5 protein-coding genes are annotated in these 13,489 nt (G+C 75.0%); 1 reads left to right on the top strand and 4 read right to left on the bottom strand.

Going from position 1 to position 13,489, the window contains the following annotated elements:
* The 3 genes from ACFY32_RS18070 to ACFY32_RS18060 form a co-directional block, all read right to left on the bottom strand.
* Positions 1–7,563, bottom strand: coding sequence for a SpvB/TcaC N-terminal domain-containing protein (locus ACFY32_RS18070; protein WP_390674681.1), 7,563 nt, complete (start codon positions 7,561–7,563; stop codon positions 1–3).
* A gap of 301 nt (positions 7,564–7,864) precedes the next feature.
* Positions 7,865–9,340, bottom strand: a complete 1,476-nt coding sequence (locus ACFY32_RS18065; protein ID WP_390674680.1) for a cellulose binding domain-containing protein — start codon at positions 9,338–9,340, stop codon at positions 7,865–7,867.
* Positions 9,341–9,497: 157 nt separating this feature from the next.
* Positions 9,498–10,817: a radical SAM protein gene (locus ACFY32_RS18060; protein ID WP_359198372.1), complete on the bottom strand. Its 1,320-nt coding sequence runs from the start codon at positions 10,815–10,817 to the stop codon at positions 9,498–9,500.
* A 146-nt stretch (positions 10,818–10,963) separates the two neighbouring features.
* Here ACFY32_RS18060 and ACFY32_RS18055 point away from each other — a divergent pair, with 146 nt between their 5' ends.
* The gene (locus ACFY32_RS18055) at positions 10,964–12,238 is read left to right on the top strand and encodes a D-arabinono-1,4-lactone oxidase (protein WP_359198370.1); all 1,275 of its coding nucleotides are present in this window, start codon (positions 10,964–10,966) and stop codon (positions 12,236–12,238) included.
* Here ACFY32_RS18055 and ACFY32_RS18050 read toward each other — a convergent pair.
* Positions 12,183–13,466 carry an MFS transporter gene (locus ACFY32_RS18050; RefSeq protein WP_390674679.1) on the bottom strand — a complete coding sequence of 428 codons (1,284 nt, stop codon included), beginning with the start codon at positions 13,464–13,466 and terminating at the stop codon, positions 12,183–12,185. The genes ACFY32_RS18055 and ACFY32_RS18050 overlap by 56 nt on opposite strands.
* Positions 13,467–13,489: the final 23 nt, after the last annotated feature.

Raw genomic sequence — 13,489 nt, 5'->3', positions numbered from 1 at the left:
TCACAGCCATTTGCTCAGCGCGTAGCCGGCGACCCCGATCAGCGCCCCGATGCCGGCTCCCACCGCCGTGCTCACGCCGGGCACGGGCACCAGCGTGCCGATGGCCGCGCCCATGAGGGCCGCCCCGGCCACGGCCGCTCCGAGGGAGACCGCCTCTCCCGCGCCCGCCTCGCGCAGCGTCTCCTCGACGGCGGTGCCGGCGGCCGCGCCGCCCATGGCGGGCAGGGTGACCGACCAGGCGAAGGTGGCCGGCGCCGCGGAGACCGCCGAGGCCACCGCGGGCAGCGCGCCCGAGGTGACGCCCAGGGTGCCGATCACGAAGGACTCCGCGAACGTGCCGACGAGCACCGCCTCGCCGAAGCCGGGGACCACCGCCTCGGCCAGGGTGTTGCCCACGCCGCTCGCCCCGGCCCCGAGGCGCCGCAGGCGGCCGGGGGCGGAACCGGCCCGGGTGTGCGCGGCGATCTTGTTCTGTACCTCGCCGAGCCGCTCCTCGCCGAACTTGTAGTCGAGCTGCGCCAGCGTGGCGCGCTCGGCGGAGCCCTGCGGGATCGGGGAGCCGTGTGCCTGGTTGGCCGCCTTCATCCGGGCCAGGCCGGGCAGGGCGATGTCCTCGACCTCGTCGATGGGCTTGCCCGCGGCGAGCTGCGCCTTCAGTGCCCGGGTCGCCGCGTTGTCACCGGGGGTCTTGGTGTCCGACACCGCCTTCGGCGACACCATGGTGGGCGTGGAGCCGGACTGGGCGCGGGCGGCGTCCCCGACGAGCGCGTCCTGGGCGCGCGGCGCGACGTGTTCATTGATCGTCTTGATGGTGCTCGGGTCGCCCGGGGTGCCGTACTCGGGAGGGTGCTGGCTCGACCAGGTGGCCACGTAGCCCGGCTCGCCCACCCGGGGCAGCCGTGGTCTGCCGGTCTCCGGGTCGAGCCACTCGGCGTTGAAGACCGGGAAGCGCGTGCCGTCGCTCCTGCGGTCCCAGCCCGCGAAGACCGCGCTGCCCGGGGTGTAGGGGAACCGGGGGTTGTTCGGCGGCAGGATCTTCTCGAAGTCCGCTCCGGTGAGCACCGGTGCCTTGCGTCCCTTGGGCACCCTGAGGGTGTATTCGCTCCGGCGGCCCGCCGGGTTGAGGTCGCCGGGCTCGGGCTTGCGTTTCTTGCCGTGCCCGTCGGGGTCGGTGAACATCACCGGGTTGTCGCCGCAGTACCGGTACAGGTTCAGGCCGTCGGCGAACCCCGCCGGGTCCGGGCTGGTCCAGCGGCCCAGCCAGGGGGCGTAGTACCGGGCGCCGATGCAGTACAGCCCGGTCTCCTCGTCCCGTTCCTTGCCCGCGAAGCGGTAGCGCTTCAGGCTCAGGTCGGTGTCCGGGCGGCCGCTGCGGTAGGCGGTGGTGCCGTAGGGGTGGTACTCCTCGTAGGAGACGGGGCGGCCGGTGTCGTCGGTCTCCAGGGTGGCGGAGCCGAGGTGGTTGCCGTACTGGTAGCGCACCAGGGGGACGCCCAGGGGGTTCGCCGGGTCGGTGGCGCGGTCGTCGCGGCGCTTGATGTCGACCTGGGCGACCCGGCCGGTGTTGTCGGACAGGTGCAGGGTGTGCCGTTCGTAGAAGGGGGCGGCCGGGCCCTGCCGCCGGCGGTGGATCTCCAGCGGCCCCAGGTAGAGGTGTTCGACGATCTCCCCGCCGGGGCGTTCGATCACCTTGCGGGTGCGCTGTCCGCCGGCGCCGTAGCGGTAGTACGCCGTTCCCCCGCCGCCCAGTTCCGCCCGGCGCAGCCGGTCGAACGCGTCCCAGACCAGTTCGTCGGGGGCCGTGCCGCGCAGCCGCGTCATCCGGCCGAGGGCGTCGTGGTCGTAGGTGGCGGTGTACGGGCCGTCCTCCGGGTCGCCGGGGCGACTGGTGGCCCGCAGGCGGTTGGTGCGGTCGGCGGGGTCGCTCTGGTACGCGTAGCGGTAGCGGCGGGTCCACAGGTCCTGGGCGGCCCGGTGCCGCAGGGCGGTGAGGTTGCCGAGCGGGTCGTACTCGTAGGTCTCGCTGTACGCGCGCACCGCCGCCGCGTCGTTGGCGTGCGGGAGTCCGCTCACGGCCTCGACGTCGGCGTCGGTACGGGTGGTGTCGTTGGCGCCGCCCGCGTGCTCCCGGCCGGCGGCCCGGACGAGCTGGTAGAGGGCGTCGTACTCGTAGCGGGTGGTCGGGGAGACGACCTGGTTGGCGAAGAAGTGGGTCTGCTGGGCGCCGTCGCGGACCTGGGTGACGTTGCCGACCGGGTCGTAGGTGTAGCGCAGGTCCTGCAACGGGGCCGTGGCCGGGCCGGTGAGCAGGCCGGTCAGGCGTCTGGTCGCCGGGTCGTAGGTGGAGCGGGTCCGCACGTCGTTGCCGAACCGGGCGGAGCGGCGGCGGCCGAGCGCGTCGTACTCCTGTTCCTGGAGGAAGGTGACCGGTGCGGCCCGGCCCGGCAGGTGGGCCGCGATGGAGGCGGGCAGCCCGGACTCGTCGTACCGGGGGACGAGCGCGGTGCCGTCCGGGAGGGTGAGCCGCACCGGGCGGCCGAGGGCGTCGTGGGCGGTGGTGGAGGTGAAGGGGGCGCCGGTGTCCAGCAGGGGGGCCGCGGCCGACTGGACCGCCTGGTAGCCGGCGGCGTCCGTCACCGCGCGCCAGTCCGGGTCGGCGGTGTGGTCGCGGGTGAACAGGCGTTCCACCTCGGTGGGGATGCCGTGCAGGTCGGCGCGCTGGACGCGGGTGCTGCCGTCGGTGTCGAAGACCTGGTGGACGGTGCCGAGGAGGTTGCGCTCGGCGGCCTCGGGGTGCCGGTCGCCGTACACGGCGTGCTGGTAGACCGTCTCGGTGCCGCCGCTGGAGCGCAGCCCGGTCACGGGGCGGCGCAGCGCGTCGTACTCGGCGCGCAGCTCCTGGCCGTGCTCGTCCCAGGTCCGCACCAGGCGGCCGGCGATGTCGGTGAAGGTCCAGCGGCGGCCGCGTTCGGCGCTGTCGAGTTCGAAGGGGGTGCCGGCCATCCCGGTGAAGCCCGAGGCGACCGCCCGGCCCAGTTGGTCGAAGAGGGCGGTGCGGCGGCCGGTCAGGTCGGTCTCGGAGCGTACCGACGCCGTCGTGCCGTCCTCGTACCGGGCGACGGTCAGCACCGGGCGGCCCAGGCTGTCCAGGTGCGCCTCGGCCGGTGTGTCCGCGTGCCGGGCGGCGAGCCAGGCGGCCCGCCGCTCGGCGTCGGCCACCGGTTCGGGCTCGGTGCGCGGGTCGGGGCGGCCCCGCAGTTCGTACCAGCGGCTCTGGCGGACGGTGTCGTTGGCGTCGTGGAAGCGGGTGGACCACTGTCCGAAGTCGCTGCGGGTGAAGGTGCCGTCCGGCAGCTCGGTGCGGACCAGGCGGCCCACCGGGTCGTAGAAGCGGATCGCGGTGGAGCCGATGGTGCGCATCGCCTCCTCGGGGTCGTAGGCGTGGGTGGGGCTGAAGTACGGCTCGTACTGCTTGACCGGCAGGCCCTTGTTGTTGACGACGGTCCGTCCGGTGCCGGTCCAGCGCGGGGACGCCTGCACGGTGACGGGGGTGCCGTCGGGGCCCGGGACCAGCGCCTCGCCGGGTGCCGTGCGGCTCTTGACGAGGGCCGGGGTGCCGGCGCCGTCGAGGTAGGTGTACGACTCGCGCAGCGGTGAGCCGGGGTCGCCGTGCCGCTCCTTGGCGAGCAGGCGGCTGACGTTCGGCGCGCGGTGCCGCTCCCACTGGAAGAGGTCGTACTCCAGGCGGGTGGTCGGGTCGGCCAGGGTGTCGCCCTCGCCCGCGCCCTCCTTGCCGAGCAGCGCGGTCCGCACCACCAGGCCCAGTTCGTCGTAGCCGACCGCGGAGCGGTTGCCGTTGGGGTCGGTCAGCCGGACCGGGGCCAGCACCCGGTAGTCGTTGGCCAGTTCGACGGTGTTCCAGGCGGCCTGGACGACCCGGCGGCGGACCGGCAGCAGGTCGTGGACGTCGAAGTCGGTGACCGTCTCCACGCCGAACGGGTCCCGGGTGCCGACGGGCCGGTAGAAGCGGGCGGCGGGGTTCCCGGGCGGGTGGACGTCGGTGCCGGACGGGACCCACCAGTCGGCGCCGTCGGCGAGGCGCACGTAACCGGCGGCGGTCAGGTCGGCGTCGCTGATCCGCCCGCCGTACCGGTCCGCCACCAGGTGCGGGGTGAAGGCCAGCCGGTAGCCCTCGTAGGGCAGGGCGAGGGTGTCCCAGTGGCCGAGCGGCAGCGGGGCCAGGGCGTCGTCGCGAAACAGGGTGCGCTCCACGGCGAGCGGGCGCCGCCGCACGGCGGTGCCGTCCGCCTCGTCCTCGTAGGCGAGGGGGGCGGCCCGGCCGATGCCCTCGCGCAGTTCGCGCGGGGTGAAGGCGCCCGCGGCCGGGGTGAGGCCGGTGATCTCGGAGCTGCGGGTCTCGAAGGGCCGGCCGAGCCGGTGGACCGGGACGGGGGAGCCGGTGTCGAGGTCGGGGGTGTACTCGGTCTCCGTGCACACGATGTGGGTGCGCGTCTGGTCCCGGGTGACCTCGGCGGGCAGCGCGGGGTCGGCGACCCGGCGGCCGTGGACCACGGACACCGACCTCAGCACCTCGCCGTGCGGGCCGTGTTCGAGGACGACACGGTGGGTGACGCGCGGGTCGGAGGGGTCGCGGTCGTAGGTGCGGGTCATCGTGGCCCGCTCGTTGACCAGGAAGACCGGGCGCGCCGGGCCCCGGGGCTGGAGCCGCTCGACGGCGTAGGCGGTCTCGGTGACCGTGTAGGGGTGGTCCTGGTCGGCGGTGCCGTCGAAGCTGTAGACCTCGGTGCGCAGCGGGCGGCCCCGCAGGGCCCGCAGGCAGTCGCGCAGTTCGCCGGCGTCCAGGCCGCCGGGGAGTTCCGGGCCGGGCAGGTGACGCTGTCCGAGGTAGAACTCGGCGGTGATCCGCTCCAGCAGTCCGGGACCGTCCGGGTGGGCGCCGGTGTGGAACCAGCTCCGGGTGGTGACCGGCGGCTGGTAGAGGGCCGGGTCGGTCTCCTGGGCGCCGCCGGTGCGGGCCGCTTCGGCGGCGTACCCCTCGTACGCCTCCGTGTCGTGCCGCTCGATCAGGCCGAAGCCGGCGAACTCCCGTTCCACGCCGTCGAAGTGGCCGTGGTGGTAGGAGTAGCGGGTGGTGAAGCGGGTGCGCCGGACGTGGTCGAGGTGCTCGCACCGCTCGACCACGTGGACCGGGAACGGCAGGCGGGTGTGCCAGGGGCGGCCGGCCCGCCGGTCGGCGAGGTAGAAGGCGGTGGACGGGGCGTAGCCGACCCGGGTCTCGGCGCCCATGTGGTTGTCGGCGCCGACCAGCAGGTGCGGTTTGGTGCCGCCCATGAGGTCGACGTAGCGCAGCGGATCGCCGGCGTCGGCGGGCAGCGGCGAGGACCAGACCAGACAGGCGGTGCCGTTGCCCAGCAGGTCGGCGACCCGGACCTGGGCGGGGTGGCCGAGGTGCGGGAGGGCGGGCAGCCGGTTCTCCGGGCTCCAGGCGTTGCCGGAGCGGTTGTACCAGAGCCGCACGCCGTCCCGGGCCAGGTACAGCAGGTCGGTCGTGCCGGAGCCGTCGACGTCGGCGAGCCGGACCCGGCGGGGGTCGAAGTCCTCGGGGGTGCCGAGCGGCGGGGCGTCGCTCATCACGACGGGGGCGCCGAACCGGCCGTGGCCGAGGTTCGGCCAGTAGCGGATCTCGCCGTTGCCGATCCGCACCAGGTCGGTGAGGCCGTCGCCGGACATGTCGGCGAGGAACAGGGTCCGGGTGCTGTCGCCGAGCAGCGGGCGCGGTCCGGTGCCGTCCTCGTCGGGGTGCGGGGCGGTGCGCGGTCCGCCGAAGCCCCGCGCGCCGAGCGACGGGTACCACACGACGCCGGTGTCCTCGGCGGTCAGCAGGTCCGCGAGGCCGTCCCCGGTGAGGTCCACCAGTCGCGTGGCCGGGGTGTCGGGATCGACGGCGGGGGCGGAGACGAACGGGACGAACGGCTCCCAGCCGCCGTCCGCGGTCCGGGCGTGGAAGCCGCGCGGCTCGCCGTCCAGGCGGACCAGGTCGAGCCGTCCGTCGCCGTCGAGGTCGGTCAGTTCCCGGCCCGGCCCGGCCGGCGGCAGGGCCGGCCGGGTGGCGAGCCGGCGCAGCGGGCCGAGGCTGCCGCCGCCGAGGCCGGGCTTGTAGTACCAGGCGTCCTCCCGCGCGCTCAGCACGCCGGACAGTCCCTCGCCGTCGAGGTCGACCCAGTCGTACGACGTCTCGTCCAGGCCCGCGGGCAGGTTCTCCAGGCTGCCCGCGTCGAGGCGGCGCACCTCGGTGCTGATCTCGGCGCGCGTGTAGGTGAGGGTGAGCGGCGGCAGCGACCGGCTGGTGTACCCGCCGCCCGCGGCGCGCTCGAAGCCGCTGACGGTGAGCGACTCCAGGAAGGAACCGCCGATGTGGCCCCGCGCGGTGTCGCCCGGCACGCCCTGCGCGTCGGGGTCGGCGCGGTAGCCGAAGGTGGTGGCGGCGACGAGGCAGTCCTGGCCCACGCCGGGTTCGCCGGGGAAGTGGTGGAACATCAGCGCGCGCCGGCACAGCCGGTAGGTGCGCACCTCGAAGGCGGGGCGGTGGGTGGAGAACGGGTCGGCGCGGCACGGCCACGGCGCCGTGGGCAGCGGGGTGGGGGCGTCGCCGTCGTGGCCGCCGTAGTCGAGGACCAGTTCGAACATCCATTGCGCGTCGCGCAGTCGTTCCGCGCTCACGTCCACCGGCCGGCGGCCGTCGCCGTCCAGCAGCGGGACCCGGTTGCCGTAGCGGACGCTGTACGGATAGCGGGCCACGCGCCGCCGGGGGCTGTCCGCGGCGCCCCGGCACCGCTCGTGCGGCGCGGTGGTGTCGACGCCCTCGGCGTCCTCGGCCAGGTAGCGGTAGTGCACGGCGTTGCCCCGGTCGTCGCGGGTCTCGCACAGCAGCCAGCCGAAGACCCGGCGCGGGTCCTCGGGATCGGTGATCCGGGACGCGCCGTCGCGGCCGTAGACGTTCAGCAGGTTGTCCGCCGACAGGGTCCGCCAGTGCACGTCGCCGTCCGCGGTGCGGGTCCAGCGCTCGATCCTGGTGAAGTCGCCCTCGACCCGCGGCCGGTAGCGGCGCACGCGGTAGCCGGGGTGCGCGGAGCCGTCGCCGTCCTGCCCCGGCGGGTACGGTACGAGGTCGTCGGCGCCGGTGAGGAGGAAGACGTCGGCGTCGGCGTCGGGGCCGGCCGCGCTGTCGCGGTACCGGGGCAGGCCGTTGTCGGTGCGGCGGGTGACGGCCGGCAGGGAGAGTTGCCAGCCGATGCCGAACGGTCCGTTGCCCGCGCCCGAGTCGTAGTCGAGTGTCAGGGCCGGTGTCAGCTCGCGGGCGGTGCTGAGGGCGAGCGGCACGGTCATCCGGCCGGTGCCGCGTGCCGGGTCGGTGGTGAACTTCTCGCCGATCGGCCGGATTGCTCCCCCGCCCTTCGGCAGCGATCCGCCGGGCGTCGCGTCGCCGCCGCGCACCGCGCGGATCGCGTCGTCCGGGTCCGCCGCTGCGCTGGACTCGTCCACGAGACCCCCGTTCCCGCAGGCACCCACCGGTCCGGAGCACCTGCTCACGGCAAGGCTCCGGCAGGCGGGACACGCTCGTACAGGGAATAACAGGGCAACTCGTGCCAACCGGCACATCGGTCGGCAAGGCGCAGAAGTGGCCGGAAATCCCTGCGGAACGGGCCGGGGGCGCACCGCATCGGTCGGCCCGCGCACCCGGCGCCGCCGGTGGTCGGTTCATTCATCGCGCCCGGCACGGGGCAAACGATTCAGCGGTCGCGGGGGATTGTCCGGTTCCCCCCTCCTGGCCGGGCCGGAGGGTTCAGTCGGCCGCGCAGGCACGCCCGTTCAGGGTGATGTCGCCCGGTGGGGAGTTGCGGTCCCGCCAGGAGGCGAGGAAGCCGAAGCCGACGCTGCCGCCGGCGGGGAGGGCGCGGTTGTAGTCGGCGGCGTCGGCGGTGACGCGGGGGCCGTCCTGGGTGGCGGTCGCGTCCCACATCCGGGTGACGCGCTGGCCGTCGGGGAAGGTCCAGGTCACCCGCCAGTCGTCGAGGGCGCGGCCGGTGGTGACGGTGACGGCGGCCTGGAAGCCGTCGGGCCACTGGTCGACCAGGTCGTAGCGGACGCGGCAGTCCGGGGACGCGGTCGGGGCGGGCTCGGGCTCGGGGTCGGGGTCGGGGTCGGTGACCGGGGTGGCCGTGGCGGTGGCCCGGGGTTCGGGTTCCGGGCCGGGGCCGGAGGGGTGCCGGCCGGGGCCGGCCCCGGGCGTCCCGGTGGTCCCGGCGGCGGACGGGCGGGCCCGCGCGGTGACGGACGGCGGCGGTGGCGCGGGCACGGGGTCGGCGGCCGTACGGCGGCCGGCGCCGCCGGCGGGCGCGGGGGCTGCGGTGCCGGAGGAGGAGCCGAGGGGCATCAGGGAGACGCCGAGGGCCAGCAGGGACACCGCCGCGGCGGCGAGCAGCAGACCGCCGCGGCGCATCCGGGCGCGGTGCCCGCCGGGCACCGGGCGCTCCTCGTCGGCGTCGGCCGGGCCCGGAGGCGCCGCGCCGAGGCGGGCGTCGGCGGCCCGGCGGCGGCGTTCCAGGTAGGCGGGGCCGCCCCAGCCGAGGACCCCGGCGGCCAGTGCGGCGGCCGGGGCGGTGCCGTGCGGGCGCAGGCAGGCGGCGGCCTCGGCGCAGTCGGCGCAGGTGGCGAGGTGGCGCGAGAGGTCCTCGGGGAGGTCGGCGCCGGGCGAGCCGGTGACCGCGTCCAGTAACGCGGCGTGGTCGCGGCAGGGGCCGTCGAAGCGGGCGCGGCGGCAGCGGTCCCGGAACCGGGCGCGGGCCCGTTCGAGCCGGTCGGCGGCGGTGGCCGGGTCGAGGCCGAGGCGGCGGGCCACCCCGGTCAGCGGCAGCGCCTCCACGTCGGCCAGCCAGAGCAGTTCGGCGTCCGGGGCCCGCAGTTCCCTGAGGGCGCGCAGGGCGAGCGGGCGGCGCGGCGGCGGGCCGGTGTGGCGGGCGGCCTCCGGGGAGTGCAGCCACAGTCTCAGGCCGGGGTCGAGTTCCTGGCCGCGCCCGGCGGCCTCCCAGGACGCCGCCGTGGCCCGTACGGCGGTCAGCAGCAGGGGGACGCGGGGCAGCCTGGCCGGGCGGCCGGTGCCGCGGGCCTCGCGCGTGCCCCGCGCGAACGCCTGCGCGGCCAGCCTGCTCGCGGCGGCCGACCCGGCCGTGCACAGGTCGGCGTAGGAGAAGACGGCGTCCCAGCACTCGGAGAACAGCGCGGCCTCGGCGGCGTCCTCGGGGATCGGCAGGTCGGGCATGGCTCTCCCGCGTCCACGAGCGAGGCCAACTCGTCATGACGACGACGGAGTTGGGGGGAACCTCGCGGCAGGCGCCGAGCCTTTCACGTCCCCGTCGGCACTGACAAGCGCCGTACGGGCGAGCGCGCGGCCCGGCACACCCGCCCCGTACGCCCCGTCAGACCTCCACGGCCTCGTCCGCCGGGAGGCTGTCCATGAAGGAGCTGACGGAGAACACCGCGTTGCCGGCGCCGGGCGGGCCGTAGCCGGGGGGCGAGGAGAGACCGAAGTCCTCCATGGTCTGCCGGTACGCCTGGAGCAGCCGGATGTGGTACTCCAGGGGGGCGCCCTGCGGGTTGGCCTTGCCGAGCGGGGTGGTGGGCTCGGGGCACCAGGTGGTGAACCGGGGCGTGATGCCGTGCGACATGAAGAAGCGCAGGCCCTCGGTGGTGGAGGCGATGGCCTCGTCGACCGTCTTGAAGCCGAACGGCTCGGCCATCTCCACGCCGGCCACGAAGTTCGGGATGACGTTGCGGGCGCCGAAGATCTCCGCCGAGTCCAGGATGCGCCGGTGCCACTCGTCGCGGCCGACGTAGCGCTCCTTGCCGGGGCAGTACCGCTTGAACAGGTACTCGTCCCACACCTCGAAGTTGGGGTGGTAGATCTGCACGCCGTAGTCCTTGAAGCGCTGCACGTCGTCGCGGGGCAGCGCCTGGGCGACCACCTTGCCGATCCAGCGGCCGGGGAAGCGCTCCTCGATGGCCTTGGCGTAGTGGCCGTAGAAGTCGGCCTCGTCCCGGCCGGAGACGGTGGAGGTGATGGCGCCGCCGGTGAGGGTGTACGCGGTGGACGCCTTCTGGGTGTCGTACCGGTCGATGATCTCCAGGGCCTCCAGCACCTCCTCGACGTCCTTCACGCCCGTGTAGGGGCGGCCGGCCGCCTTGTGCTGGCGCCAGTTGTGATTGATGTCGCAGTACTGGCACTCCTCCTTGGCGCCGAAGTACTGGCAGACCCGGAAGACGGTCAGGTAGATCAGGTAGCCCCACTGGATGGTCGGGGCGACCTCCATGACCGACTTGCCGTTGGAGAGGGTGTGCCGGTAGTACTCCGGCATCGGCGGCACGCCGACGTCCGCGATCCGCCTGCCGTCGAGGTAGAGGCCGAGCACCCCGTCCTCGCCGGCGGCGACGCGGTACGGCGAGGACGGGTTGACCCGCACCGAGACGACCGTGCGGCGCAGGTCGTAGGGGCCGCCGGTGAGGATGATCTCCTCGGGCGGGCGGCGCAGCGCGGCCTCGCCCAGCTCGGGCAGGGTGCCGTGGTCGAAGGAGAAGATGAAGTACGACTTCGGCTTGACCTCACCGTCCTCGTTGTCGCTGAGGGCGCTCGGGTCGAAGGCCACCCCGCCGCGGAGCAGGTCCTCCTTGAAGACCGCCTCCCGCGGTACGTGCGGAAAGCGCTCCATCAGATCCTCGACCAGCGCGGTACGGCTGCCCATCCGTGTCTCCTCCCGGCTCAGGCGTTCGACTTCTCACGGTATGCCCCCGCTGGTGCGGCTTCCCCGCCGGGGCCCCTTCCACGGGGCCAGGTAGGTTTCCGGCGGAGGACCGCGGGTCCTCGACGGATCGATGAGAGGGCTGCGGTATGACCGACACCACCGTGACCAACTGGGCCGGCAACATCACGTACAAGGCCGGGGAACTGCACCGGCCGCGGTCGCTGGACGCGCTGCGGACGCTGGTCGCCGGGAGCACCCGGGTGCGGGTACTGGGCAGCGGACACTCCTTCAACGAGATAGCCGAGCCCGGCGCCGGGGGCGTCCTGCTGTCCCTGGCCGGCCTGCCCGGCGAGGTCGACGTCGACACGGCGGGCCGTACGGTCCGGGTGGGCGGCGGCGTCCGGTACGCGGAGCTGGCCCGGGTGGTGCACGCCCACGGACTGGCGCTGCCGAACATGGCCTCGCTGCCGCACATCTCGGTCGCCGGGTCGGTCGCGACCGGCACCCATGGCTCGGGTGTGACCAACGGCTCACTCGCCTCGGTGGTGCGCGAGGTGGAACTCGTCACGGCCGGCGGTACGACGGTGGCGCTCGCCCGGGGCGACGAGCGGTTCGGCGGGGCCGTCACCTCGCTCGGCGCGCTGGGCGTGGTGACCGCGCTCACCCTGGACCTGGAGCCCGCCTACGAGGTCGAGCAGCACGTCTTCACCGAACTGCCGTTCGCCACGCTGGACGCGGAGAGCCTCGCCGCGGTGATGTCGGCGGCGTACAGCGTGAGCCTGTTCACCGACTGGCGGGCGCCCGGCTTCCGCCAGGTGTGGCTCAAGCGCCGCACCGACCGGCCCCTGCCCGACTTCCCGTACGCCGCGCCGGCCACCGAGAAGATGCACCCGGTGCCGGGGATGCCCGCGGTGAACTGCACCGAGCAGTTCGGGGTGCCGGGGCCCTGGCACGAGCGGCTGCCGCACTTCCGCGCCGAGTTCACCCCGAGCAGCGGCGCCGAACTCCAGTCCGAGTACCTGATGCCGCGCGAGCACGCCCTGGACGCGCTGCGCGCGCTGGACGCGATACGCGAGGAGGTGGCGCCGGTGCTGCAGACCTGCGAGGTGCGCACGGTCGCCGCCGACGCGCAGTGGCTGAGCCCGGCGTACGGGCGGGACACCGTGGCGGCGCACTTCACCTGGGTCGCGGACACCCCGGCGGTGCTGCCGGTGGTGCGGCGGGTGGAGGAGGCGCTGGACGCGTTCGACGCCCGGCCGCACTGGGGCAAGGTGTTCACCACGGCACCGGCGGTCCTCGCCGCCCGGTATCCGCGGCTCGGCGACTTCGCCGCGCTGGTCCGCGAGCTGGACCCGGCGGGCACCTTCACCAACGCGTTCGTCGGGCAGGTGCTGTCCGGCCCGGCCGGTGGACCGGCGTGAACAGCGCGACGACCGCGATCAGGACGCAGCAGGCGCCCGCCACCAGCGCCACCGGCGTGGTGCCGCGGTGCTCCGCCGCCCAGGTGAGGGCGGCCGCGCCCAGCGGCGCCGCCGCGTAGTGCAGGGTCCAGAAGGCGGAGGTGACCCGGCCCAGCAGGTGTTCCGGGGTGACCTCCTGCCGCAGCGACATCGAGCAGGTGCCCGCCATGCCGACGCAGGCCAGGAAGGCCGCGCTCAGCACGGCGACGGCGGGCACCTCGCGCACCCAGCCCAGTCCGGCGAAGGCCAGCCCGCACACCGCGACCGCGCCGGTCCAGGTCCGGCCGAAGCCGAGCCGCCGGCGGACCCGGGCGACCAGCAGGGCCCCGGTGATGGTGCCGACCGCGCCGGCCGCCATGACGGTGCCGACCGTGCCGTCGTCGTGGCCGAGGTCGTGCTTGAGGTGGTAGATCACCAGGTCGTTCAGGCCCAGGGTGAGGAAGCTGAACCCGGCCAGCAGCACGGTGAGGGCGCGCAGCACCGGGTGTCCGTACAGGAAGGACACCCCGACCCGCAGGTCCGCCCAGAGGCCGGGGCGCCGCTCGCCGGGGGCGTCGTCCGCGGCGCGGGCCCGGAACCGGACGAGGAGCAGGCAGGCGGCCGAGACGCCGAAGCTGGCGGCGTCCACACCGACCGCGGTGGCGGGTCCCGACCAGGCGGCCACCATTCCGGCGCCGAGCGGTCCGAGCACCCCGGCCGCTGCGGCGGTGGCGTTCAGCCGGCCGTTGGCCTCGGTGAGCTGCCCGGTGCCGACCAGGCCGCGCACGACCGTGACGTAGCCGACGGCGAAGAACATGCCGACGGCCTCGCACAGCGGCAGCACGACGTACAGCAGCCAGAGCTGGGGGCCCGCCAGCCAGACCACCGGGACCGCCCCGTACAGCGCCAGGCGGACCAGGTCGCAGCCGATGAGCAGCTTGCGGCGGTCGACGCGGTCGACGACGGCCCCGGCGAAGACGGCGGCGCCGACCGAGGCGATGCCGCCGACGGCCGTGAGCAGGCCCATGCTGGCGATCGAGCCGGTGGCCTCCAGCACCAGCAGGGGCAGGGCGATCAGGGCGAAGGAGTCGCCGAGGACGGAGAGGGTCTGCGCGGCCCAGAAGACCGAGAAGTCCCGCTGCCGCCACAGGGGCCGCGCGGTGCGCGCGGTGTCCCCGCCGGTCCGGTGGCGGTGTGCCTCGTGCGTCATCCAGTCCCTTTCCCCGACGATGT

Origin of the sequence: Streptomyces sp. NPDC000134 (genome assembly GCF_042899225.1) — a bacterium.
Classification (GTDB): Bacteria; Actinomycetota; Actinomycetes; order Streptomycetales; family Streptomycetaceae; genus Streptomyces.
Note: the sequence above shows the minus strand (reverse complement) of the source record. Positions and strands in the feature narration are given on the sequence as shown.

Coding starts and splice junctions, on each gene's coding strand:
- ACFY32_RS18065 (WP_390674680.1), bottom strand. CDS start 9,340: ATGCCCGACCTGCCGATCCCCGAGGACGCCGCCGAGGCCGCGCTGTTC.
- ACFY32_RS18060 (WP_359198372.1), bottom strand. CDS start 10,817: ATGGGCAGCCGTACCGCGCTGGTCGAGGATCTGATGGAGCGCTTTCCG.
- ACFY32_RS18055 (WP_359198370.1), top strand. CDS start 10,964: ATGACCGACACCACCGTGACCAACTGGGCCGGCAACATCACGTACAAG.
- ACFY32_RS18050 (WP_390674679.1), bottom strand. CDS start 13,466: ATGACGCACGAGGCACACCGCCACCGGACCGGCGGGGACACCGCGCGC.